This window comes from Aquamicrobium zhengzhouense (assembly GCF_016124105.1).
GTDB classification, from domain to species: domain Bacteria; phylum Pseudomonadota; class Alphaproteobacteria; order Rhizobiales; family Rhizobiaceae; genus Aerobium; species Aerobium zhengzhouense.
Genome location: NZ_JADGMQ010000001.1, coordinates 24,774 through 47,382, shown reverse-complemented (window position 1 = coordinate 47,382; position 22,609 = coordinate 24,774). Strand labels below are relative to the sequence as shown.

Genomic DNA, 22,609 nt, shown 5'->3' with positions numbered 1-22,609 from the left:
CCCCTTAATGCACCCCTCAGCCAGTCAGGCGTTTCCGAGTTGGCTGCGATGAGCCCATCCGGTCATCCGCTGCTCCAGCCACGCCATGAGTGCGTACATGATGATGCCCTCAACAGCGAGCATGATCAGACCTGCGAAGACGAGCGGGACGTTGAACTGGCTTTGTGCGGCAGCCATCATGTAGCCAAGGCCCGAATTGGCGGCGATGGTTTCCGAAATGACTGAGCCAACAAACGCGAGCGTGATCGCCACTTTCAGCGAGCCGAAGAAATAGGGCATCGAACGCGGGATCCCCACCTTCAGCATGATGTCCATCTTCTTGGCACCGAGGGCTCGCAGCACATCCTCCGTCTCGGGCTCGATGGTCGCCAGTCCGGTTGCCACGTTCACAACGATAGGAAAGAACGCGATCAGGAAGGCTGTCAGGATTGCCGGGATGGTCCCGATGCCGAACCAGATGACAAGGATCGGAACCACAGCGACTTTCGGGATGGCATTGAACCCGACCATGAGCGGGTACAGGCCAGCGTAGATCATACGCGACCAGCCAACGAGCAACCCGAGCGCCAACCCTCCAACGACGGCGAGGCCGAAACCAAGCGTCGTCGTGAAGAGGGTCTGGATCGAATGCCGCTGAATGGCAGGCCAATATTTATAAAGCGCCTCGATGATTGCCGATGGCGCAGGCAGGATCACTGGCCTGATGTTGAAGATCCATACTGCAGCCTCCCAGATCACGAACAGCCCGATCGTGTAAATCCAAGGCGCAAGGCCAATCCAGTTAATGCCTCTCTTGGCTTTTCCGTCGATGATCATTCTGCTTGCCTCGCATCGGCAATTTCGCCGCGCAATTCGTGAACCTTTTCAGAAAACTCAGCGGTGTACATCAACTCTAGATCACGAGGCCGCGGGAAGGTGATCGTATGCTCATGAAGCACCCTCCCCGGCCTCGCGCTCATCACGAATATCCGATCCGCAAGAAACACCGCTTCACGCAGGTCGTGCGTCACCAGGATGATGGTGACATCCTGCGACGCATGGAGGTCGCGGATAACCTGCCAGAGCTCCTCGCGGGTGAATGCATCAAGCGCGCCGAACGGCTCGTCCAGCATCAGCAGTTGCGGCTCGTGGATCAGCGCGCGACAAAGATTTGCACGCTGCTGCATGCCACCCGAAAGCTGCCACGGATATTTTTCTCCGAAGCCTTTCAGCCCCACCGTTTCCAGCAGCTTCTCGGCCTTAGCTACATATTCCGCCTTGTGCTGGCGCAGCCGTCGCCGGTGCTTCTCTACAATTTCCAGCGGCAGCAGGATATTGTCGAGCGTCGTGCGCCAGGGGAGCATGGTCGGGTTTTGGAAAGCCATACCCACGATCGAGACGGGCTTCGTCACGCGTGTTCCGGCAACATCCACAGCTCCCGTCTGCGGTATGTGCAAGCCAGTGACGAGACGCATCAAGGTGGATTTTCCGCAGCCGGAAGGCCCCACCACTGCAGCAAATTCACCTTGTTTAACAGATAAGTCGAGGCCTGAGACGGCCAGAACGCCATTTGCGCCGCCATAGCGCATGTCGACGTTCTCAATTCTAACCAATGGCTGGGTCATCAACGTTTCGCCTAATGTAATGCAAGCGCTCCCGCCGGCTGACCAGCGGGAGCTCAACTGTGCAGCGTGCTGCTACTTGAAACGGCGCTCTTCCACCGGTGGCAGGTATTGCAGGTCGACAACGTCTTCCGGCTTGACCGTGCCTGTCAGTCCCATCGACAGCGTCAGCTGCTCGAAAGCGCGTCCAAGGCGATCCATGTCGATTCCACCGAAGCCGTTCTCCTTCACATAAGCGGTGTTGATGTTCATCTCGTTCGCCATCTTCAGGCGCTCAACCTCGACATCGTGGTCGAGGATATCGTTTCGCTTGAGAACCGCGGCGGCACCAGCTTCGGGATCCGCGACGGCATCAGCAAAGCCTTTCGCCAGGGCACGCAGGAATCCTTTCACCGCATCTGGATTGGACTGGGCGAAATCGGTGTTGACCATGATGGCATTGCCATAAAGATCGAGCCCATTCTGGGCCATCAGGATCGGGACGATGTCTTCGTCAGCCACACCTTGAGCCTTCAGATTCAAGATCACCGAGAAGGCAAAACCGAAAACTGCATCGACTTCGCCCTGTGCAAGCATCGGCTCGCGTACGGGGAACCCGATACCCTCAATCTTGATGTTGCTCGTGTCGATATTCGCCACATCGACGAAAGCCGGCCACTGGGCATAGGCACCATCCGGCGGCGGAGCGCCGAGGGTCTTGCCTTCAAGTGATTTCGGATCTTCCGTCACTCCGAGCGACTTGCGTCCGACAACGGAGAATGTCGGCACGTCATAGATCATCATGACGGCCTTGACGTTCTGGCTTGGGTCTTGATCCAGGAATTTGATCAGCGAATTGATATCGCCGAAGCCCATCTGGTAAGTGCCGGTAGAAACCCGCGGAATTGCCTCTACAGAGCCAGCGCCAGTGTCGATGGTGACGTTGAGACCTTCGGCCTCAAAATATCCGTTGTCCTGAGCCAGGAAGAAACCTGCCGCCGGACCTTCGAAGCGCCAGTCAAGCGTGAAAGAGATGTTTGTTTGCGCTTGCGCCGGGATAGAAAATACGCCCAGCATCGTTCCGGCCAGAAGGCCAGCCGCTGCCACAGAGAAAAACCTACGTGAAATCATGTAGAACACCCCAGATCAAGATAGCAAAACCATCAAATCCGGTAGTCGACTACATTGCAAGCCCAATCTGCATAGCAGCCATGCATAAATCTACCAGCTCAATACTTAAGCAGGAACGAGAAGATACAGGCCGCAGCAGAACTAATTCGGCAGCAGACTCCACCGCGTTCCGCGGAGACTTAGATGTCCTTTGATACTCCCATGCGCATCCTGTCGCCATCAGGTGCGAACGTCAATCTTCGAACCATTGGTCCAGATCAGCCACCGCTTGCCGCGATCCAGATCAATCACGGGCTGGCCGAACATTCGGGGCGCTACAAGCGCTTTGCCGAGCTTCTGGCATCACATGGCTTCGCGACATTCGCGCACGACCATCGGGGGCATGGACACACCACCGCACCTGATGCCACGCTCGGATCTTTCGCGCGCGGACGCAACGGCGCCCAGGCTGTGCTGATCGATATCCTTGCGGTTCATGATCACATCGCCGAACGCTATCCCGGAACCCCGATCATCGTGTTCGGGCACTCGATGGGAGCTTTGATTACCCTCAATTTCGTCAGCAAATTTCCGGGCAGAGTCGCAGGAGCAGCAATCTGGAACGGGAATTTTGGATCGGGAATGCTTGCCAAAGCCGCCGACCTCATTCTTGCCTGGGAGCAATTTAGAATAGGATCAGATGTTCCATCCCGCCTGCTTCCCCGCCTGACTTTCCGTGATTGGGCGCGACGGGCAAGCGATGGCAGGACTGATTTCGACTGGCTCTCCCATGACCATGATGAAGTGGACCGCTATGTCGCCGATCCGCTTTGCGGATGGCTACCATCTGTCGGGATGTGGCGATCCATCTTTGAGCTCGCTGCCGCGGGTGCCGGTGATCGCACCCTCGCTCGCATTCCTCGCAACCTTCCAATCAGCCTCGTTGGCGGGGCAGAAGACCCTGCAACCAATTTCGGACGCGCAGTAACGGCGCTGGAAAGACGGATGTCCCGACTGGGCTTTTTGAATCTGAATTCAAGGATTTACGCGCAGACGCGGCACGAGTCTCTCAACGAGTTGAATCGAAACCTCATCTCGGCAGACTTTGTCCAATGGGCCCAAGAGGCCGTTCTGAGCGTTGGCACAACTCCTACGAGGTGACAGTCAGCGCCAGCGTCTGTTACTCCTCTGGCACAGGATTGGAGTGACAGTTTCATGGCGCAGCCGCCACTTTCGGGCATACGGGTAATCGAACTTGCGCGGATCCTTGCAGGTCCGTGGGCAGGCCAGTTGCTGGCCGATCTGGGAGCCGACGTCATCAAGGTGGAAAACCCGGACGGCGGCGACGACACCCGAAAATGGGGACCTCCCTTCGTGCAGGGAGCCGATGGCGAGAACCTGTCCGCCGCCTACTATCATGCGACTAACCGCGGCAAGCGCTCCATCGCGATCGATTTTGCGACCGAGGAAGGTGCTGAGACCATCCGCAAGCTCGTCGCAAGCGCTGACGTTTTGATCGAGAACTTCAAGCTGGGTGGGCTGAAGAAATATGGCCTCGATTACGAGAGCCTTCGCAAGATCAATCCGAAGCTGGTCTATTGCTCGATAACGGGTTTTGGGCAGGACGGACCCTACGCCCCACGAGCCGGCTACGATTTCGTTATTCAGGGCATGGCCGGCTTGATGTCTATCACGGGGGAGCCTGGTCGCGAGCCTCAGAAGGTTGGCGTTGCCGTCACGGACATCTTCACGGGCCTCTACTCCGTGATCGCGATACAGGCGGCGCTTCGCCACGCCGAACAAACCGGCCAGGGCCAGCACATTGACATGGCGCTGTTCGACACGCAGATCTCGGTTCTGGCCAATCAGAACCTCAACTATCTGATCTCCGGCAACTCGCCCCATCAAATGGGCAACGCCCATATGAATATAGCGCCCTATGAGGTCGTGCCGGTCTCAGACGGGCACATCATTCTTGCTGTAGGAAATGACGGACAGTTCCAGCGCTTCTGTAAGGTGACAGGCCTCGACGACATGGCGGCGAACCCCGATTTCGCTACCAATGCTGCACGCGTCACCAACCGCGGACCGCTGCGCGAGCGGATCATTGCGACGACCTCACAATGGACGCGCGATGATCTGTTGGCAGAACTTGAAAAGGCATTAGTGCCAGCAAGCCCGATCAACTCCATCGCGGACGCGTTTGCAGATCCTCAAACCATCGCCCGCGGGATGAAGCTTGAATTGGCGGATGGTTTCGGCACGCAATTGCCCTCGGTCCGCTCTCCAATGGTAATGAGCGAAACACCGTTGACCTATGAGCGCCCCTCCCCGAGGCTGGGCCAACACACCGAAGAGATCCTAGCTGAACTGAAGCGGAGTAAAACATGAGGACCGGCGGCCAGCTTATTGTTGATGCCCTCGAGGTGAATGGCGTTGACCGCGTCTTCTGCGTTCCAGGTGAAAGCTACCTCGCGGTGCTGGACGCTCTTCACGATTCCTCGGTCGAAACCGTCGTCTGCCGCCAGGAGGGTGGAGCGGCAATGATGGCGGACTGTCATGGACGCCTCACTGGAAAACCGGGCATCTGCTTTGTCACACGTGGCCCCGGCGCAACCAATGCATCTGCCGGGGTTCACATTGCAGCACAAGATTCCGTGCCAATGATCCTCTTCATCGGCCAGGTGGGGCGCGACATGCTGGAGCGCGAAGCGTTCCAGGAGGTCGACTACAAGGCGTTCTATGGCTCGATCGCAAAATGGGTGGTCGAGATCAACGACGCTCGTCGCATTCCTGAGCTGGTGACACGCGCCTTCGCCGTGGCCACGTCAGGTCGGCCCGGACCCGTCGTAATCGCATTGCCTGAGGACATGCTGACGGAGGAGGTCGAAGCAATTGCGCCACGTCCTTACACGCCGGTTGAGACGCGGCCCGGAGAACAGGAAATCTCCGACATGGTCGAGCTGCTCGAAAACGCGGAGCGGCCCTTTGTCGTTCTTGGCGGCACACGCTGGACAGAAGATGCTGTCAGCAAAATGTGCGGTGCCCTGGAACGCTGGTCTCTCCCTGTAGGCTGTGCCTTCCGTCGCCAGGCTCTTTGCGACCAGTTACACCCAAGCTATGCGGGCGATGTCGGCATCGGCATCAATCCAAAGCTGGCATCTTATATCAAGGAAGCTGACCTCATCATCCTTGTCGGCTCAAGGTTTGGTGAGATGCCATCGTCCAGCTACACGTTGATGAAGAGCCCCTATCCGGACCAGAAGCTCGTTCATGTGTACCCGGACCCGGAAGAGCTCGGGCGTGTCTATCGACCGACGATTGCAATCAATGCGAGCCCGAGCAGCTTCGCCGATGCATTCGCGAAGACCGCCCCAAGCCGCACGCCCGCATGGGCAAATCGGACTGCCGAGCTTCATCAAAGCTACCTTGAATGGTCCACGCCACCCGCAACAGGTCCGGGACGCGTGCTTATGGGACCGATCATGGAGCATCTGGAGCAGGTGCTTCCGCATGACGCCATCATCTGCAACGGAGCTGGCAACTTTGCCACGTGGATGCATCGCTTCCACCGCTACCGCAGGTTTAACACTCAGGCGGCACCTACGTCGGGCTCGATGGGCTATGGCGTCCCTGCCGGGGTCGCCGCAAAACACATTTATCGGGACCGCGAAGTCATCGTCTGGGCCGGCGACGGTGATTTCATGATGCATGGTCAGGAATTCGCGACTGCGATCCAGTACGACCTGCCGATCATCGTTGTGATCCTCAACAACGGCATCTACGGCACGATCCGCATGCATCAGGAGCGGGAATATCCTGGAAGGGTCTCAGGAACGATGCTGACAAATCCGGATTTTGCCGCCCTTGCCCGGGCATATGGAGGCCATGGGGAGACGGTTGAAGAAACGTCTGAATTCGCCAACGCGCTCGCGCGGGCCCGTGCAAGTGGCAGACCTTCCATTATCGACGTGCATCTCGACCCTGAGGCTATTACGCCGACAAAGACCCTCAGCGACCTGCGGGCGGGCAAATAGCCCGCCTTCGCAAATTTGTGCAAATTGAGGCGGAAAAACACCGCCGCTGCTTGAACCTAGAATTCGAAGTGCCCATTTAAAAGCGCCCGCCGGTTCCACACCCGCGTGGGTCTTCGGCCGCGCGCCGCCATTTTTTAACATGACCCCGGACTAACGGAGAGGGACATTGTCGGAATTATTTACTGCGGAGGGCTTGGCAGTCCTCCTACAGGTCATTGCGATCGATCTGGTTCTGGCGGGTGACAACGCCGTCGTGATCGGCCTCGCAGCTGCCGGCCTGCCAGCCGACCAGCGTCGCAAGGCCATCCTGATTGGTATTCTTGCTGCCACTGTCATGCGTATCGGCTTTGCCGCCGTGACAGCACAACTGCTCCAGCTTGGGCCTATGCTGCTCATCGCTGGCGGCCTGCTCCTTCTGTGGGTCTGCTGGAAGATGTGGCGCGACATGCGCACCCCGCATCATGAGGCACACGCTGCTCAGGAAGCATTGTCTGACGCCGACCTCGACCAGAGCGGCGGTGTTGCTGAACGCGCTCCGCGCAAGACGCTGAAGCAGGCAGTCTGGCAGATCATCATTGCTGACGTCTCGATGTCGTTGGACAACGTCCTGGCGGTTGCCGGTGCGGCGCGCGACCATCCGACCATCATGATCATCGGCCTTGCGCTGGCGATTGCGCTGATGGGTATTGCTGCAACCTTCATCGCTCGCCTTCTCGAGAAGTATCGCTGGATTGCCTTTGTCGGCCTCGCGATCATCTTCTACGTTGCGCTGGACCTGATCTACCGCGGAACGATCGAACAGTTTCCGGGCCTTCTCGGTTAACGTTCACGCAGATTAAAACGATGAAAGCCGGCCCTTGTGGCCGGCTTTTTTCATGGCTGCTTCGCGAGTGACGCAAAAGAAAAGCCGCGAAATTCGCGGCCTTCGGGTCTCAGAAATGTCGAAAGCGCTTACGGACGATTGAAAGATACTGCCGGGATCAGCGCGGCAGCAGTGCGCAGCGCCGCGCCGGTCGCGACAGCCATTTGCGGCAGCAGCACCCACTCGAGCGTCCAAGCCGCGCCAGATCGTTCGTTCTCATGGACCAGTGACTGATGGAGGCCGGCGACCAGCGTCGCATTGAAGCGAGCTAGCGCGACGAGCGTTTCGGCACCGACCGGGTTCACCTTGTGTGGCATGGCAGATGAACCACCGCCAGCTGCCAGCTTAACCTCGGCAACTTCATTCTGGGCCATCAGGGCGATATCCTGCCCGATCTTCCCAAGACTGCCGGTGATCAGCGACAGATAGGACCCGAAAGCGGCCACGCCATCACGCTCACTATGACGAGGACGATCGACCGCACGCAGATCCAGGCGCGTTGCAAGGAGCCGCGTGACCTCCGCCCCCTTATCGCCGATCTTTTCCAGCGTTCCGGCAGCACCGCCGAATGTCAAAATGGCAACTTCCGCGGTTACATCACTGAGCTTTTCACGGTGGCGCGTCAGAGGATCACGCCAGCTTGCGATCTTTCGCGATGCGGGCACCGGGATGGCTGCCTGCATGCGCGTGTGGCCCATCGTTTCGACAGATCCGTCTCGGGCATCAAGATCTTCGATCAGCGCGATCACGCGATCGAGCCGAGCGCCGATGAGAGCGGAGAATTTCTTCAGGCGAAGGGCGAGGCTCGTGTCGATGACGTCCTGGCTGGTTGCACCGAAATGAACCTTTGAGCCGTAGGTTTCGCCAACTGCCTTACGCAGCGTTGCGACCAGTGACGGGATAACAACCCCGTCATTGGCCGTGCCGGCACGAATGACATCCATGTCCGGCACAAAGTCAGCGAGCGCATCCCCGATCGCCCTGCCCGCCTCTTCCGGGATCACCCCAGCCTCTGCTTCGGCAGAAGCGAGCGCGATCTCAAACGAGATCATCGCCTCGATGTCGGCCTGAGCTGAAAAGAGAGCCGAAACCTCCTCGTCACCGAGGAGGCCCGACAGGAACGGGTGGTCAAAAGGTGATGCGCTCACAATGTCCTACGTCAGATATCGAAGAAGACCGTTTCTTTCTCACCCTGCAGGTGAATGTCGAACGTGTAGACATTCCCTTCGCGCTGGGCAATCAGGGTCGGGACGCGGACGCGGTGTTCGATCCGGTTCAGGATCGGGTCTTCTGCGTTCGAAGCTTCCTCGTCACCAAAGTACATGCGGGTGTGCAGGCCGATATTGATGCCGCGTGCCACGACCCAGAAGGTGATGTGTGGTGCCTGCAGGCGACCATCCGGATACGGAACCCGGCCTGGCTTGATGGTTTCGAAGGTGAAAACACCATCGTCCATGCCTGACGGGCAACGGCCCCATCCCGTGAAGTTGGCGTCCGCCGAGACACGTACTTCCGAAGGCGAATTGTAGAGGCCGTCGGCGTCAGCCTGCCAAATCTCGACCAGTGCATCCTTCAGCGGTGTACCGGTGCCATCGAGCACACGGCCCTTGACGACGATACGCTCACCCTTGGTCTTGTCATTGACCATGCGGATGCCAAGGTCTTCCGGGTAAACACCGGTGATCTCGGCAAAGTTTGGCGTCAGGCCAATATGAACGTAGGGGCCCGCGGTCTGCGACGGGCTTTCCTTGAGACGGTTAAGAGACTGGACCATGGATCAGTTTCCTTCGCGACGGTTCTCGAAGAAGGTGGAGCGACGGCCACGCAGGACGATGTCGAACTTGTAAGCGCGGCTGTCCATCGGCAGGGTTTCCTGCATGTCCAGCTTCGCCGTCAGGGCCTTCGCTGCGTCCGGATCATTCAGAGTACGAACGATCGGGCACATCGCAATCATCGGATCACCTTCGAAGTACATCTGAGTGATCAGGCGCTGCGAGAAACCGCTGCCAAAGATCGAGAAGTGAATGTGGGCCGGACGCCAGTCATTGGGACCGTTCGGCCACGGGTACGGACCAGGCTGAATGGTGCGGAAGAAGTAACCGCCGTTTTCGTCCGTGATCGAACGGCCGCAACCGCCGAAATTCGGATCGAGAGCGGCCTGATAGCCTTCCTTGCGATGGCGATAGCGGCCGCCGGCATTGGCTTGCCAGTACTCGACCAGTGCACCCGGAACGCCACGGCCGTCTTCGTCGACGACGCGGCCGTAGACGACGATACGCGGACCGATCGCGCTTTCGCCCGGACGGGCGAAGTTGTGGATTAGGTCGTTATCGAGCTCGCCGATGATGTTGTGGCCAAAACGCGGCCCCGTAATCTCGGAGATCGTGCCGTCAAGCGACAGCAGCGACTTCTGCGGCGAGCGCAGAACCGATGTCTTGTACCACGGCGTGAAAGCCTTGGGGTGCCAGTCTAGGTCGCGCTGATAGAACGCGCCTGTCTCCGGCTTGTTGTTGGAGCGCGATGGTTCGCTCATTACTTCTTCTCCTCATCCATCTCGTCAAACGTCTGCTTGACGATCTTGATAGCGTGATTGGCGCGCGGAACTCCCGCGTAGATGGCGACGTGGAGAAGTGCCTCCATGATGTCGTCGCGCGATGCGCCGGTATTGGCAGTGGCGCGCACATGCATCGCCACTTCTTCGTAATTTCCGAGGCCTGCGAGGAGCGCGATCGTCATCATCGAGCGCTCGCGCTTCGTGATGGTGTCGCGTGACCAGACGTGGCCCCATGCGGCTTCAGTGATCAGTTCCTGAAAGGGCGCATCAAAAGGGGTCTTGTTTGCTTCCGCGCGATCGACATGGGCATTGCCCAAAACACTGCGACGGGTGGCCATCCCCTGCTCATGGCGCTTGGAAATTTCGCTCATTACTTACTCCGCTCAGTAGGGCAGCCCGACATAATTTTCGGCGAGCGATTTCTGCGCGGCATCGGAACCGGACAGGTAGTCGAGTTCCGCCTCCTGCATACGCTGGCCGAAAGCACCAGTGTCGGGGAAACGGTGCATGGTATTCGTCATCCACCAGGAGAAGCGCTCTGCCTTCCAGACGCGACGCAGCGCGCGCTGAGAATAAGCGTCCACCCCGGCGTCGCTCTTGTCGAGATAGTATTCGCGCAGCCCGTCAAAGAGATATCGCACGTCGCTCGCAGCCAGATTGAGTCCCTTGGCGCCGGTCGGCGGAACAATATGAGCTGCATCGCCGACCAGGAACAGTCGACCAAAGCGCATCGGCTCGGCAACGAACGAGCGCAGCGGCGCAATCGACTTCTCGATCGAAGGGCCCGTGACCATCTTTTCGGCCGTTTCAGCTGGAAGACGGGAACGCAGTTCGTCCCAGAACCGGTCGTCTGACCACTCCTCGACCTTGTCGTCGAGTGAACACTGCACATAGTAGCGGCTGCGCGTGAGCGAGCGCATCGAGCAAAGAGCGAAGCCACGCTGATGGTTCGAGTAGATCAGCTCATGGCTGACCGGCTGAACTTCAGAGATGATCCCGAGCCATCCAAACGGATAAACGCGTTCGAATGTCTCCAGGCCCTTGCCCTCAACTGCCTTGCGAGAAGGACCGTGATAGCCGTCACATCCGGCGATGAAATCGCAGTCAAGACGATGGGAGACGCCGTCCTTCTCGTAGGTGACGTACGGCTTTTCGGCATCAAATTCGTGAGGCTGCACATTTGCAGCTTCGTAGACAGTGACGCCGCCGGTCTTTTCCCGGCAGTCCATCAGGTCACGTGTAACCTCGGTCTGTCCGTACACAACGACGCGCTTGCCGGTGTATTTGTGCAGATCGATGCGATGATGGCGGCCTGAGAAGGTGAGATCGAAACCTTCGTGAGGCAGTCCCTCACGACGCATTCGCTCACCTGCGCCGGCCTCGACCAACATATTTGCCATGCCCTCTTCGAGGACACCTGCGCGGATGCGCCCAAGGACGTAGTCCTTGGTCGCACGCTCGAGAATGACGTTATCAATGCCCGCATTGGTAAGGAGCTGACCGAGCAGCAGCCCGGAAGGACCGGAACCAATAATGGCGACCTGGGTACGCATGTCGGCGATCCTCCTCAGTGGCTACAGCGTTGCGCTTGTATACCGTCGCGCCAGATATCGCCACAATGGACTTTCCGTTCAAACGATTGCACAATCCGAACATCCTTTCGGACGATCCTGATGTCGAATTCCATTCCATCCTACCGGCTTTATCGCGAACAATACGGGGAATCCGGCGATTTCTGGATCCACTGTGAGACCATTCCCGAGCGTACACACCTGCACAATTGGGAGATTTCGCCCCATCGGCACGAATCTCTGTTTCAAATATTCTTCATGAGCGAGGGTGCGGGTGAGATCGCCGGCCAACACGGCAGCAGCAGGTTCAAGGCACCTTGCGCGATCTTCATCCCGCCACGTGAAGTACACGGCTTCTCCTACTCACGCGATGTCGATGGCCTGGTCCTCACGGTGGTCAGCGACAGACTGACAACTTTGGCTGCAGCCGACCGGCAAGTTGCACTTTTCGCTTCAAAGATCCGCATCGTTCCGACCGCACCGGAAGACGCGGACGCGATGTTCGCGATCGAATGCGTGCGTAAACTCTTCGATGAACTGACAGGCCGGGCACATTGCCGCCTGCTTCTTCTCGAACCATTGATGACGGGCGCCATCGTCGGGCTCGTACGCTCGGTAAGTGCTGCCGGCGCTGCAGATGACGGATTGGATGACCGGGATCGGCACCGGATTGAGACACTGGCGACCCTGATCGCAGCTAATTTTCGGGAGCATAAACCGGTCAGCTTTTACTCGGAAACTCTAGGTGTTTCGGCCGCCCACCTGAACCGCATTGCCAGGAGGGCCACCGGCTACTCGGTGCTGGGATTGATCACCATGCAATTGCTGGAGGCAGCACGACGCGATCTCGTCTTCACCCCGACCTCGGTGCAAGGCATAGCCTACGGGCTTGGCTTCTCCGATCCGGCATACTTCAATCGTTTCTTCCGCCGGCAGACAGGGATGACACCGGGCGCGTTCCGAGAAGCAGAGCGTCGCAAGCAAGCGCTCTGACAAAGAAAAGGGCGGTCGCCCGCCCCTTTCCGCATCCTACATGCCTTTATGACTACATCGCGTCGGTGATCTCCGTCGTGTACGCGCCGGACGGCTCCTTCTCGATGATCTTCTGATCGAGCAGCGCCTTGGCGGTACGCTCATAGGCGGGTACCAGCAGCTTGGCGTCCGGTGTATCGATCAGCTTGGCTACCTCGCCGATCATGCGAGCCTGATGGTTCTCATCCTGACCGCCATTGTCCATGATGATTTCAGCGGCCTCTTCCGGATTATCCATCGCATACTGCCACCCCTTCATCGAGGCGCGGACGAAGCGGACCATCTTGTCCTTGAATGCAGGATCGGACAGGTTTTCTTCCATCACGTAAAGGCCGTCCTCAAGCAGGTCTACGCCCATCTCCGTATAGTTGAAGACGATCAGATCCTCTGGCTTGAAACCAGCATCGATCACCTGCCAGTACTCGTTATAAGTCATAACCGAGATGCAGTCGGCCTGCTTCTGGATCAGCGGTTGGACGTCGAAAGACTGCTTCAGGACAGTCACACCATCCGGGCCACCTTCCGTCGGAATGCCCAGCGAGTTCATCCAAGCATAGAACGGATACTCGTTTCCGAAGAACCAGACGCCCAGCGTGTGCCCCTTGAAATCATCCGTGGTCTGGATAGGCCCGTCCTTCGGACACACGAGCTGCATGCCTGCCTTCTTGTAAGGCTGCGCGATGTTGACGAGGTTGACGCCCTTGTCGCGCGCGGCCAGTCCGGCTGCCATCCAGGTCACGACAACGTCGGCACCTCCTCCAGCAATGACCTGCTCCGGCGCGATGTCTGGTCCGCCCGGCTTGATGGTGACGTCAAGATTTTCCTCTTCGTAGAAGCCCTTGTCCTTAGCAACCAGATAGCCAGCGAACTGTCCCTGTACGACCCATTTGAGCTGCAAGGTCACGGTGTCCGCCGCCCACGCATGAGCGCTGGCGAGAGAAAATGCTCCCGCCAGCATCGATACGATCAGCTTTTTCATTTTTCTTACCCTCTGGAGATCGTCTAACCACCACGGATAGACGGATGCCAAAATGTGACTGCCCTTTCTGCGAGGGCTATCACCCCATAGAAGACGGAACCCGCGAGCGCTGCAACCGCGATCTCCGCCCACACCATGTCGACATTCATTCGCCCGACCTCAGTGGAGATGCGGAACCCCATGCCGACGACCGGTGTCCCAAAGAACTCGGCCACAATCGCGCCGATCAGGGCGAGGGTCGAGTTGATCTTGAGAGCATTGAAGATGAACGGCATCGCTGCGGGCAAACGCAGTTTAGCCAGCGTCTGCCAATATCCGGACGCGTAGGTTCGCATCAGGTCCCGCTCCATATGCCCCGCGGCCGCGAGCCCCGTCACGGTATTCACCAGCATCGGGAAGAAGGTCATGATAATGACGACCGCTGCCTTCGATTGCCAATCAAAGCCGAACCACATCACCATGATCGGAGCGACGCCGATGATCGGCAGCGCCGAGACGAGATTGCCGATCGGCAAAAGCCCTCGACGCATGAAAACAAATCGATCTGCCAGGATCGCGGCAAGAAAGCCGGTACCGCAGCCTACCACGTAGCCAAACAGCACGGCCTTGAAGATCGTCTGGTTGACGTCCGCTGCAAGGATCGGCAGCGAGTTGGAAAAGCGCGCAGCAACGGCAGAGGGCGGCGGCAAGAGTACGAACGGAATGCCCGCCCCGCGCACAATCGCTTCCCAAAGGATCAGGAGCCAAGCACCAAACAGCAGCGGGATAAACAGGCGCAGGAAAACGTCCACACCCCGCCCTTTCGGCTTGATCGACGACAGCACCGTGACCAACCGCCAGGCGAGCAGCCATGATGCGGCGAGCAGAAGGTAGAACGACGTCGTCGCCTCACCAGTCTTGCCGGACAGCGCACCGATTAGAAGCCAGACGGCACCATGCGCGGCACCGAACAGCAGAACCAAAATGGCGATGCGGTCTTTCAGCACCATCGCGCCAACCGCGCCTGCGACGATCAGCAGGACGATTAAAAATGCCGAACCGACGCCACCGCTCGAAATGATCGGCAGGAAGGCCATCGACATCACGACAAGCGCGAGGACGAGGCTCGACTGCCAGTTGCGCAGCAGAAAGCTCATGCCGCCCTCCCACCCATGTTGCGCTCGACAATCTTGCCGACGATGCCGACGGCCGCGACGAGCAGTGCCGCAACGATGGAGCCGGCGACGAGCGCCGAGAACATGTCGATGGTCTGGCTGTAATAGGATCCGTTGAGGAGCTTAGCGCCAATGCCGGCGATCGCGCCAGTCGGCAATTCGCCGACAATCGCACCAACAAGGCTCGCCGCAACGGCGACCTTCATCGATGCAAACAGGAACGGCACTGATGCAGGTAGCCGCAGCTTCCAGAATGTCTCCCATCGGCTGGCATTGTAGGTGCGCATCAGATCAAGATGCAGCACATCGGGCGAGCGCAGGCCCTTCACCATGCCAACGGCGACGGGGAAGAACGACAGATAGGTCGAGATCAGCGCTTTTGGCAGCAAGCCAGTGATACCTACAGCCGCGAGCACGACGATGATCATCGGCGCAAGCGCCAGGATCGGTATCGTCTGCGAGGTGATGATCCACGGCATCAGACTGCGATCGAGCGCCGTGACGTGGACGATGCCCACCGCGATCAAGATGCCGAGCACCGTCCCAATGGCGAAACCGGCAAGGGTCGAGGAAAGCGTGATCCCGGCGTGATAGACAAGGCTGCGGCTCGAAGTCACTTTACGCAGAAATGTATTTTCGAAGAAGTTTTGCGCTACCTGATGCGGTGCCGGCAATGTCGGCTTCGGCTGGCTCATCGTCTTGACGACAAACTCCGAAAAACTCGGCGTCTCCCCCGCGCGACGGTCTAGATCCCGCTGAAACGGCGCATTCATCGAGTATGACCCGACATACCAGGCGGCCAAAATCCCCATCAGGATCACCGTCACCGGCCAAATCTTGTCCCGCAACCGATCGGTCATTGGAGCGTCTCCGGTCTGTTAGGTGTGAGGCCTAATGCGCCAAGCAACTCCTCGATGCAGCCATCAAACAGCTCCTGCAACTCTCCCGTATGAAAGCGCAGAACGCGAAAACCTTGGGCAGCAAGCCACGCATCGCGCGCGTGATCGCGTAGCTGTCGACCGGCTAAAAAGTGGTGTTCGCCATCGATCTCAATAATCAGCTTATGCGAGTGGATGGCAAAGTCTGCCACGAAATTGCCAATCGGCACCTGTCGGCGCACGTGGATGCCATACCAGCGGCGAAACTGGCGCAACTCGCCCCACAACCTCTTTTCGCCATCTGTCATGTCACAGCGCAGTCGTCGGGCTCTGGAGATCGCGGTTTTCTTGATCGATGTTGGCGTCAAATATACCCCCACCCCTAACCCCTCCCCACAAAGGGGAGGGAGACTTGCTGCACACCTGGCCCCACCAAACCTTGTAGCGTGAAAGCACGCACGCCGCTTGGAAATGACCAACGTTCCCCTCCCCCTTGTGGGGAGGGGTTAGGGGTGGGGGTAACCTCGCGCAAACCTCTCCGCATCATCGCGCCCTCAATCCTCATAGCTGTGCCCTGCTCGAAGGCCGTCGCGGACGCGGGCGGCTATGGCTAGGAATTCGGGGCTTTCGCGGATGTCGAGGGGGCGTTCACGCGGAAGGTCGGACTCGATGACATCGGTGACGCGACCCGGGCGCGGCGACATGACAACGATTTTGGTCGAGAGGTACACGGCTTCGGGGATCGAGTGCGTGACGAAACCGATTGTCTTTTCGGTCCGCGCCCACAGCTTCAACAGCTGCTCGTTGAGATGGTCACGTACGATCTCGTCGAGTGCACCAAAAGGTTCGTCCATCAAAAGGAGATCGGCATCAAAGGCGAGTGCGCGGGCGATCGAGGCACGCTGCTGCATGCCGCCCGACAGTTGCCACGGATATTTTTTCTCAAAGCCTTTGAGATTGACGAGGTCGAGCGTGCGCCCGATGCGCTCGGCGATCTCCTGCTTGGAATAGCCCATGATCTCGAGCGGCAGCGCGACGTTGCGCTCGATGGTGCGCCACGGAAACAGGCCCGCCGCCTGAAACACATAGCCATAGGCTCGCTGTTCGCGGGCCTGTTGTGGCGTCATGCCGTTGACGGTGATGGTGCCGGACGTTGGCTGTTCAAGGTCCGCAATGACCCGCAGAAACGTCGTCTTGCCGCAGCCTGACGGCCCGATGAACGAGACAAACTCGCCCGTGTTGATCGTCAGGTCGACATTCGACAGAGCATGAACCTGCCCATCGCCTGTCTCGAATGTAAGTCCGAGCTTTTTAGCCTCAATAACGGGCATCGCAGCAGTCATAAAACTTCTTTCTTGCCATCATCCAGCCTGAACCCAAGCCGCCAGAACACCCACCCAGCAACGGCCCCAGCCGGCGCAAACAACAGAGACCAAAAAGCCAGGCGATAAAAGTCTTGGTATGGAAGTTCTCTTGCTGGATGCACCGAATAATCCAAGTCTGACCCCATGAATTTATGGAACAAGAACAAGATTGTCGGCGAACATAAAGCTCCAGTTAAAACAAAGACCTCCCACCCGCGCAGCTTCAGTGCCCAGATCACCAACATCGCGAGTGCAGTAAACGGCAGTGCTGCGATCATCAGGAACGGAAGAACAGTGACCGTTCCGAATAGCGAGGCGAATAGACCGAACTCGCCCCACACGGCAAAGAAGATCATCGCGCCGACGTAACCACCAACGCACACTGCGATTAAGTAGGCCGACACGCGCCTCAGAAACGGGAGACGTGAGCCGGCGGCACTCACATCACACCCCAGTCGCCGGGATGCCTGTGCGTTCGACCTTTCGCGGCGCGACGAGGTCTTTCCAGGTGGAGAGCGCCTTGTTGACCGCCATGTTGGGCTCGCGGGGGACGAACTTGCCGTGGCCGGGCTTGGCTTCGACCTTGCCGTCCCGCACCGCGACTTCGCCGCGGGTGAAGACATAGCGTGGCAGGCCCTTCACCTCGATGCCTTCGAAGACGCTGTAGTCGATCTGCGACTGCTGGGTCTTGGCCGAGATCGTCTTGGTCTTTTCCGGGTCCCAGACGATGATATCGGCATCCGCGCCCTCGAGGATCGCGCCCTTCTTCGGGTACATGTTGAGGATTTTGGCAATATTGGTCGAGGTGACAGCAACGAACTCGTTCGGGGTCAGGCGACCGGTATTGACGCCGTAGGTCCACAGAACCGGCAGACGGTCTTCAAGCCCGCCCGTGCCGTTCGGGATTTTTGTGAAATCGCCAACGCCATAGCGCTTCTGCTCGGAGGTGAAGGCGCAGTGGTCGGTCGCGACGACCTGCAGCGAGCCGGCCGCAAGACCCGCCCAGAGCGAATCCTGATGCTGCTTGTTGCGGAACGGAGGGCTCATGACGCGGCGTGCGGCATGGTCCCAATCCTTGTTGGCATATTCGCTGTCATCGAGCACCAGATGCTGGATCAGCGGCTCGCCGAAGACACGCATGCCTTTCTGGCGGGCGCGGCGGATGGCTTCATGGCTCTGCTCACACGACGTGTGCACGACATAGAGCGGAACGCCGGCCATGTCGGCAATCATGATCGCACGGTTGGTCGCTTCGCCCTCGACTTCCGGCGGACGCGAATAGGCATGCGCCTCAGGACCATTGTTGCCCTCGGCCAAAAGCTTCTGCGAAAGGGCTGCAACCACGTCCCCGTTTTCGGCGTGAACAAGCGGCAGCGCGCCGAGTTCGGCGCAGCGCTGGAACGACGAGAACATCTCGTCGTCATCGACCATCAGCGCGCCCTTATAAGCCATGAAATGCTTGAACGAGGGAATGCCGCGCTTCACGACCTCCGGCATCTCGTTGAAGACCTGTTCCCCCCACCAGGTGATCGCCATGTGGAACGAGTAGTCGCAGCAAGCGCGCGTCGACTTGTTGTCCCACATGGTGATGGCTTCGAGCAGCGACTGGTTCGGCGATGGCAGGCAAAAATCGACCACCATCGTTGTTCCACCGGACAGCGCCGCGCGGGTGCCGCTTTCAAAATCATCGGCCGAGTAAGTGCCCATAAAGGGCATTTCGAGATGGGTGTGCGGGTCGATGCCGCCGGGCATTATAAAGCAGCCCGACGCATCGAACTCATGATCGCCTTGCAGGTCATTACCAATCGCGACGATCGTGCCATCCCTGATCAGTACGTCGGCCTTATAGGTACGATCCGCCGTTACGACGGTGCCGTTCCTGATAACTTTGGTCATGCTTCAGTTCCCCTATGCTTTCGAGCCGCTTCTGCCGAGCAGCTTCAAAATCCGAACTTAAAGGATTCAGATCATTCGACGATCTCCGCAGTCTCCACCACTGCATGGAACAGCACGTCGGCGCCTGCCGCCGCCCATTCCTTCGAGATTTCCTCCGCTTCATTGTGCGACAGGCCGTCAACGCACGGGCACATGACCATTGCGGTCGGCGCGACGCGATTGATCCAGCAGGCATCATGCCCGGCGCCTGAGACAATGTTCCGGTGAGAGTAGCCCAGGCGATCCGCAGCATTGCGTATGGCCGTTACGCAGCCCTCGTCGAAGGTAACCGGTTCAAAATGACCGACCGGTTCGATGTCGAACGAAATGTCGAGTGCGTCGCAGATATTGGCAATGCCGTGCTCGATGCGCGCACGCATCTCATCGAGTACATCTGCGTTCGGTGAGCGGATATCGATGGTAAAAACCACCTCGCCCGGGATTACATTTCGAGAGTTTGGATAGACCTCGATATGGCCAATGGCGCCTACAGCTTCCGGCTGATAGTCCATTGCGACTTCGTGAACAAGTTCGGTGACACGCGCCAGGCCGAGACCTGCATTTCTACGCTTTGGCATTGGGGTCGAGCCGGTATGTGCGGCATTGCCCGTCAACGTGACTTCCAGCCACCATAACCCCTGCCCGTGTGTGACGACACCAATGTCGATGCCTTCATCTTCGAGGATCGGTCCCTGCTCGATATGCAATTCGAAGAATGCCTTCATCGGGCGGTTGCCGACTTCCTCATCCCCCTTCCAGCCAATCCGCTCCAGTTCATCACCAAAACGCTTGCCCGCCGCATCGACCCGGTCATAAGCCCAATCGAGCTCGTGAATTCCGGCGAAGACGCCCGACGCCAGCATGGCCGGGGCAAAACGTGTGCCTTCTTCGTTGGTCCAGTTGGAAACGACAATGGGATGACGTGTCTTGATGCCGAGATCGTTGAGCGTACGTACAACCTCGAGGCCGCCCAGCACGCCGAGCACACCGTCATATTTTCCGCCCGTCGGCTGGGTGTCGAGATGGGAGCCGACATAGACGGGTGGAAGCGAAGGATCTGTGCCTTCACGTCGAGCGAACATATTACCCATCTTGTCGACTCCCATCGACAGTCCGGCTTCATCGCACCACTTCTTGAACAGATGCCGCCCCTCGCCGTCCCCGTCGGTCAGCGTCTGACGGTTATTGCCCCCTGCTATGCCTGGGCCGACCTGCGCCATCTGCATCAACGAATCCCACAGACGATCAGGATTTATCCGCAGATTTTCCCCCGGTGCTGCCATCGGTATGAACACTCCCTGTTATGAACCCGAAGAGACGGCGGTTCCCGACGCCGACTCTTCGGTCTGTCATGCGTCAGTCTATCGTCTGTAGCACGTCACGGATGCAGTCGACGATTTCGTCAATCTGTTCCTTCTCAACAATCAGAGGCGGCGAGAGCGCGATGATGTCACCGGTCGTGCGGATCAGCAGCCCTTTTTCAAACGCCTTGATGAAAGCAGTGAATGCACGCTTGGTCGGATGCCCTTCCAACGGCTGCAACTCGATGGCACCGACGAGACCGATGTTGCGAATGTCGATGACATGTCGAGCGTCCTTCAGCGAATGCAGAGCGTCTTCCCAATATGACGCGAGTTCCGCACCGCGCGTCAGCAGCCCCTCTTCCTTGTAGGTGTCGAGAGTGGCGATTGCTGCTGCGGAGGCGATCGGGTTACCCGAATAGGTGTAACCGTGGAAAAACTCGATCAGATGCTCCGGTCCCGTCATGAACGCGTCGTGAATTTCCTTCTTCACGAACACTGCGCCCAGCGGGATCACGCCGTTCGAGACGCCCTTGGCCGTGACCATTATGTCCGGCGTTACCCCAAAGTAGTCTGCGGCGAATGGGGTGCCGAGGCGACCAAACCCGGTAATGACTTCGTCAAAAATCAACAGGATGCCGTGCTTGGTGCAGATGTCACGCAAGCGCTGCAAGTAGCCCTTCGGCGGAATCAGAACACCGGTGGAGCCAGCCATTGGCTCGACGATGACCGCCGCAATCGTCGACGCATCGTGAAGCGTCACGATACGCTCGAGTTCGTCGGCAAGCTCCGCGCCGTGTTCAGGGACGCCCCTTGTGAACGCGTTCTTCGCAGGCAGGTGCGTGTGAGGAAGGTGGTCCACGCCGTTGAGCAAAGTGCCGAACATCTTGCGGTTCGCCACGATGCCGCCGACCGAGATGCCCCCGAAGTTCACACCGTGATAGCCGCGCTCGCGACCGATCAGACGGGTGCGGCTGCCCTCTCCGCGGACGCGATGATAAGCAAGCGCTATTTTCAGCGCTGTCTCGACCGATTCCGAGCCTGAATTGGTAAAGAAGACATGGTCCATGCCTTCCGGCGCGATGTCGACCAGGCGGTTAGCCAGTTCGAAGACGACAGGATGGCCCATCTGGAAGGCTGGCGCGTAGTCAAGCTCTGCAGCCTGACGCTGGATTGCCTCGGTGATTTTGGGCCGACAGTGGCCAGCATTCACGCACCACAGACCAGCAGTCCCGTCGAGCACCTGCCTGCCATCAGAGGCAGTATAATGCATGTCCTTTGCAGCAACCAGCATTCGCGGCGTCTGCTTGAACTGCCGGTTTGCGGTAAACGGCATCCAGAATGCGCTGAGATCGTTCGGCGCTACATTGAGCCTGTTGGACATGACCAAGCTACCCCTTCTTGAATCGCACAATTTCCCGACAACGCTTGGTGCTTCGGCCGCATATATGCTACGCTTTATTTTTGACCGAATGGACAAACGTTAGCACCGCCATTAAGGCGGTCAAGACATTACTAGCCTAATTAACTGGTCCCTGAAGCGCTCCACGGGCCAGAGTAAAACTGGTCCAGCGAATTGGGCCAGATCTAGCCTGGGGGACATTGGTGGACGCGGGAGAGCCAAGGAAGCGGACACGGATTCAGATCGAGAAGCGTGAGACGATTCTTGAGGCTGCGCTCGACATGTTCTCGCAGCACGGCTATCGCGGAACCACGATCGACCAGATCGCTGAAGCGGCCGGCATGTCGAAGCCAAACCTGCTCTATTATTTTCGCTCCAAGGAAGACATGCACGTCACCTTGATGCAGCGGCTGCTGGAAACCTGGCTGGCGCCACTTCATGAACTCGACAACTCCGGCGATCCGATTGATGAGCTTCGCAGCTACATACGGCGCAAGCTGGAGATGGCGCGTGATTTCCCACGTGAGAGCCGTCTGTTTGCCAACGAAATCATCCAGGGTGCCCCGCGCATCATGCCGATGATCGAGGGAGAGCTGAAGACGCTCGTTGAGGAAAAGACAGCAGTCATGAGAGGATGGATGCGCGAGGGCAAAATCGCCAAGGCGGATCCGTACCACCTGATCTTCGCAATCTGGGCTACAACCCAGCATTACGCAGATTTTGACGTTCAGGTGCGCTCCGTCCTGGGTCCTGACAGAGGCGGCGAAGGGCGGTTCGAGGATGCAGCACGGTTTCTGGAACAACTGTTCCTGGACGGGCTGAAGCCCATAAAAGTCTGAAACCGAACCTT

Annotated in this window: 23 protein-coding genes; 6 read left to right on the top strand and 17 right to left on the bottom strand. The window is 58.5% G+C overall.

The features are described from left to right. Positions 1-24 precede the first annotated feature (24 nt). The 3 genes from IOD40_RS00195 to IOD40_RS00185 form a co-directional block, all read right to left on the bottom strand. Entirely contained in the window at positions 25-816 is a 792-nt protein-coding gene (locus tag IOD40_RS00195; RefSeq protein WP_198473113.1) for an ABC transporter permease, read from the bottom strand. Continuing rightward, a complete protein-coding gene (locus tag IOD40_RS00190; protein WP_233713776.1) occupies positions 813-1,604 on the bottom strand; it encodes an ABC transporter ATP-binding protein in 792 nt (263 codons plus the stop codon). The genes IOD40_RS00195 and IOD40_RS00190 overlap by 4 nt, the downstream gene beginning before the upstream one ends. A 72-nt stretch (positions 1,605-1,676) precedes the next feature. Next, positions 1,677-2,711: an ABC transporter substrate-binding protein gene (locus tag IOD40_RS00185; RefSeq protein WP_198473111.1), complete on the bottom strand. Its 1,035-nt coding sequence runs from the start codon at positions 2,709-2,711 to the stop codon at positions 1,677-1,679. A gap of 183 nt (positions 2,712-2,894) precedes the next feature. Here IOD40_RS00185 and IOD40_RS00180 point away from each other — a divergent pair, with 183 nt between their 5' ends. The 4 genes from IOD40_RS00180 to IOD40_RS00165 all read left to right on the top strand — a co-directional run bounded on the left by IOD40_RS00180 (position 2,895) and on the right by IOD40_RS00165 (position 7,550). Then, positions 2,895-3,851 carry an alpha/beta fold hydrolase gene (locus IOD40_RS00180; RefSeq protein WP_198473109.1) on the top strand — a complete coding sequence of 319 codons (957 nt, stop codon included), beginning with the start codon at positions 2,895-2,897 and terminating at the stop codon, positions 3,849-3,851. Positions 3,852-3,905: 54 nt separating this feature from the next. Further along, a complete protein-coding gene (locus IOD40_RS00175) occupies positions 3,906-5,081 on the top strand; it encodes a CaiB/BaiF CoA transferase family protein (RefSeq protein WP_198473107.1) in 1,176 nt (391 codons plus the stop codon). Beyond that, the gene (locus IOD40_RS00170; protein WP_198473105.1) at positions 5,078-6,727 is read left to right on the top strand and encodes a thiamine pyrophosphate-binding protein; all 1,650 of its coding nucleotides are present in this window, start codon (positions 5,078-5,080) and stop codon (positions 6,725-6,727) included. The genes IOD40_RS00175 and IOD40_RS00170 overlap by 4 nt, the downstream gene beginning before the upstream one ends. A 166-nt stretch (positions 6,728-6,893) precedes the next feature. Then, on the top strand, positions 6,894-7,550 hold the full coding sequence (locus IOD40_RS00165) for a TerC family protein (RefSeq protein WP_198473103.1): 657 nt from the start codon (positions 6,894-6,896) through the stop codon (positions 7,548-7,550). A 128-nt stretch (positions 7,551-7,678) separates the two neighbouring features. Here IOD40_RS00165 and IOD40_RS00160 read toward each other — a convergent pair whose 3' ends face one another. Genes IOD40_RS00160 through pobA form a run of 5 tightly spaced genes read right to left on the bottom strand, consistent with a single transcriptional unit; the run spans position 7,679 to position 11,696 of the window. Continuing rightward, positions 7,679-8,737, bottom strand: a complete 1,059-nt coding sequence (locus IOD40_RS00160) for a 3-carboxy-cis,cis-muconate cycloisomerase (protein WP_198473101.1) — start codon at positions 8,735-8,737, stop codon at positions 7,679-7,681. Positions 8,738-8,748: 11 nt separating this feature from the next. After that, positions 8,749-9,363 (bottom strand): protocatechuate 3,4-dioxygenase subunit alpha, encoded by a 615-nt coding sequence (gene pcaG, locus IOD40_RS00155; protein ID WP_198473099.1) that lies wholly within the window; start codon positions 9,361-9,363, stop codon positions 8,749-8,751. A 3-nt stretch (positions 9,364-9,366) separates the two neighbouring features. Further along, complete coding sequence (pcaH, locus tag IOD40_RS00150) at positions 9,367-10,122, bottom strand: protocatechuate 3,4-dioxygenase subunit beta (protein ID WP_198473097.1); 756 nt, start codon at positions 10,120-10,122, stop codon at positions 9,367-9,369. Beyond that, positions 10,122-10,514, bottom strand: coding sequence for a 4-carboxymuconolactone decarboxylase (gene pcaC / locus IOD40_RS00145; protein ID WP_198473095.1), 393 nt, complete (start codon positions 10,512-10,514; stop codon positions 10,122-10,124). The genes pcaH and pcaC overlap by 1 nt, the downstream gene beginning before the upstream one ends. A 12-nt stretch (positions 10,515-10,526) precedes the next feature. Next, positions 10,527-11,696 (bottom strand): 4-hydroxybenzoate 3-monooxygenase, encoded by a 1,170-nt coding sequence (pobA, locus tag IOD40_RS00140; protein WP_198473093.1) that lies wholly within the window; start codon positions 11,694-11,696, stop codon positions 10,527-10,529. Between the two features lie 120 nt (positions 11,697-11,816). Here pobA and IOD40_RS00135 point away from each other — a divergent pair, with 120 nt between their 5' ends. Next, a complete protein-coding gene (locus IOD40_RS00135) occupies positions 11,817-12,707 on the top strand; it encodes a helix-turn-helix domain-containing protein (RefSeq protein ID WP_198473091.1) in 891 nt (296 codons plus the stop codon). Between the two features lie 52 nt (positions 12,708-12,759). Here the strand turns inward: IOD40_RS00135 and IOD40_RS00130 are convergent, their stop codons facing one another. The 9 genes from IOD40_RS00130 to IOD40_RS00090 all read right to left on the bottom strand — a co-directional run bounded on the left by IOD40_RS00130 (position 12,760) and on the right by IOD40_RS00090 (position 21,741). Next, positions 12,760-13,725 carry an ABC transporter substrate-binding protein gene (locus tag IOD40_RS00130; protein ID WP_198473089.1) on the bottom strand — a complete coding sequence of 322 codons (966 nt, stop codon included), beginning with the start codon at positions 13,723-13,725 and terminating at the stop codon, positions 12,760-12,762. A 23-nt stretch (positions 13,726-13,748) separates the two neighbouring features. Then, positions 13,749-14,861 (bottom strand): ABC transporter permease, encoded by a 1,113-nt coding sequence (locus IOD40_RS00125; RefSeq protein WP_198473087.1) that lies wholly within the window; start codon positions 14,859-14,861, stop codon positions 13,749-13,751. Continuing rightward, positions 14,858-15,739, bottom strand: coding sequence for an ABC transporter permease (locus tag IOD40_RS00120; RefSeq protein ID WP_198473085.1), 882 nt, complete (start codon positions 15,737-15,739; stop codon positions 14,858-14,860). The genes IOD40_RS00125 and IOD40_RS00120 overlap by 4 nt, the downstream gene beginning before the upstream one ends. After that, a complete protein-coding gene (locus IOD40_RS00115) occupies positions 15,736-16,137 on the bottom strand; it encodes an endonuclease domain-containing protein (protein ID WP_325099629.1) in 402 nt (133 codons plus the stop codon). The genes IOD40_RS00120 and IOD40_RS00115 overlap by 4 nt, the downstream gene beginning before the upstream one ends. A 174-nt stretch (positions 16,138-16,311) precedes the next feature. Continuing rightward, positions 16,312-17,100 carry an ABC transporter ATP-binding protein gene (locus tag IOD40_RS00110; protein ID WP_198473081.1) on the bottom strand — a complete coding sequence of 263 codons (789 nt, stop codon included), beginning with the start codon at positions 17,098-17,100 and terminating at the stop codon, positions 16,312-16,314. Further along, complete coding sequence (locus tag IOD40_RS00105) at positions 17,097-17,564, bottom strand: hypothetical protein (RefSeq protein WP_198473079.1); 468 nt, start codon at positions 17,562-17,564, stop codon at positions 17,097-17,099. Before IOD40_RS00105 ends, IOD40_RS00110 begins: the two co-directional genes overlap by 4 nt. Before the next feature lies 1 nt (position 17,565). Next, entirely contained in the window at positions 17,566-19,017 is a 1,452-nt protein-coding gene (gene hydA / locus IOD40_RS00100) for a dihydropyrimidinase (RefSeq protein ID WP_198473077.1), read from the bottom strand. Positions 19,018-19,088: 71 nt separating this feature from the next. Continuing rightward, positions 19,089-20,339, bottom strand: coding sequence for a Zn-dependent hydrolase (locus IOD40_RS00095; protein WP_198473075.1), 1,251 nt, complete (start codon positions 20,337-20,339; stop codon positions 19,089-19,091). A 73-nt stretch (positions 20,340-20,412) separates the two neighbouring features. After that, positions 20,413-21,741: an aspartate aminotransferase family protein gene (locus tag IOD40_RS00090; protein ID WP_198473073.1), complete on the bottom strand. Its 1,329-nt coding sequence runs from the start codon at positions 21,739-21,741 to the stop codon at positions 20,413-20,415. A gap of 221 nt (positions 21,742-21,962) precedes the next feature. Between IOD40_RS00090 and IOD40_RS00085 the strand changes: the two genes are divergently transcribed. Continuing rightward, positions 21,963-22,598: a TetR family transcriptional regulator C-terminal domain-containing protein gene (locus IOD40_RS00085; RefSeq protein WP_198473071.1), complete on the top strand. Its 636-nt coding sequence runs from the start codon at positions 21,963-21,965 to the stop codon at positions 22,596-22,598. Positions 22,599-22,609: the final 11 nt, after the last annotated feature.

Coding starts and splice junctions, on each gene's coding strand:
- IOD40_RS00195 (WP_198473113.1), bottom strand. CDS start 816: ATGATCATCGACGGAAAAGCCAAGAGAGGCATTAACTGGATTGGCCTT.
- IOD40_RS00190 (WP_233713776.1), bottom strand. CDS start 1,604: ATGACCCAGCCATTGGTTAGAATTGAGAACGTCGACATGCGCTATGGC.
- IOD40_RS00185 (WP_198473111.1), bottom strand. CDS start 2,711: ATGATTTCACGTAGGTTTTTCTCTGTGGCAGCGGCTGGCCTTCTGGCC.
- IOD40_RS00180 (WP_198473109.1), top strand. CDS start 2,895: ATGTCCTTTGATACTCCCATGCGCATCCTGTCGCCATCAGGTGCGAAC.
- IOD40_RS00175 (WP_198473107.1), top strand. CDS start 3,906: ATGGCGCAGCCGCCACTTTCGGGCATACGGGTAATCGAACTTGCGCGG.
- IOD40_RS00170 (WP_198473105.1), top strand. CDS start 5,078: ATGAGGACCGGCGGCCAGCTTATTGTTGATGCCCTCGAGGTGAATGGC.
- pcaG (WP_198473099.1), bottom strand. CDS start 9,363: ATGGTCCAGTCTCTTAACCGTCTCAAGGAAAGCCCGTCGCAGACCGCG.
- pcaH (WP_198473097.1), bottom strand. CDS start 10,122: ATGAGCGAACCATCGCGCTCCAACAACAAGCCGGAGACAGGCGCGTTC.
- pcaC (WP_198473095.1), bottom strand. CDS start 10,514: ATGAGCGAAATTTCCAAGCGCCATGAGCAGGGGATGGCCACCCGTCGC.
- pobA (WP_198473093.1), bottom strand. CDS start 11,696: ATGCGTACCCAGGTCGCCATTATTGGTTCCGGTCCTTCCGGGCTGCTG.
- IOD40_RS00135 (WP_198473091.1), top strand. CDS start 11,817: ATGTCGAATTCCATTCCATCCTACCGGCTTTATCGCGAACAATACGGG.
- IOD40_RS00130 (WP_198473089.1), bottom strand. CDS start 13,725: ATGAAAAAGCTGATCGTATCGATGCTGGCGGGAGCATTTTCTCTCGCC.
- IOD40_RS00125 (WP_198473087.1), bottom strand. CDS start 14,861: ATGAGCTTTCTGCTGCGCAACTGGCAGTCGAGCCTCGTCCTCGCGCTT.
- IOD40_RS00120 (WP_198473085.1), bottom strand. CDS start 15,739: ATGACCGATCGGTTGCGGGACAAGATTTGGCCGGTGACGGTGATCCTG.
- IOD40_RS00110 (WP_198473081.1), bottom strand. CDS start 17,100: ATGACTGCTGCGATGCCCGTTATTGAGGCTAAAAAGCTCGGACTTACA.
- hydA (WP_198473077.1), bottom strand. CDS start 19,017: ATGACCAAAGTTATCAGGAACGGCACCGTCGTAACGGCGGATCGTACC.
- IOD40_RS00095 (WP_198473075.1), bottom strand. CDS start 20,339: ATGGCAGCACCGGGGGAAAATCTGCGGATAAATCCTGATCGTCTGTGG.
- IOD40_RS00090 (WP_198473073.1), bottom strand. CDS start 21,741: ATGTCCAACAGGCTCAATGTAGCGCCGAACGATCTCAGCGCATTCTGG.